This window comes from Streptomyces sp. NRRL S-495, from assembly GCF_000966955.1.
Classification (GTDB): Bacteria; Actinomycetota; Actinomycetes; order Streptomycetales; family Streptomycetaceae; genus Kitasatospora; species Kitasatospora purpeofusca.
Map to the genome: position 1 here is coordinate 1 of NZ_JZWY01001269.1, position 265 is coordinate 265.

A 265-nucleotide genomic window follows, 5' to 3' on the forward strand; every position below is an offset into this window, starting at 1 on the left:
CCCGCCGCAACGGCCACCCGGTGCTCGCGGTGGTCCGCGGCAGCGCGGTCAACCAGGACGGCGCCTCCAACGGCCTGACCGCGCCCAGCGGCCCTGCCCAGCAGCGGGTGATCCGGGCGGCGCTGGAGCGGGCCGGGCTCGGCGCGGCCGACGTGGACGCCGTCGAGGGCCACGGCACCGGCACCACCCTCGGCGACCCGATCGAGGCGCAGGCCGTGATCGCCACCTACGGGCAGCAGCGGCCGGCCGAACAGCCGCTCTGGCT

General features: G+C 78.5%; 1 protein-coding gene. It reads left to right on the forward strand.

The genetic code is table 11. The features are described 5' to 3' along the window. The coding region (locus tag VR45_RS41070) for a hypothetical protein (protein WP_045945085.1) at nt 1-265 on the forward strand (265 nt) is incomplete at both ends.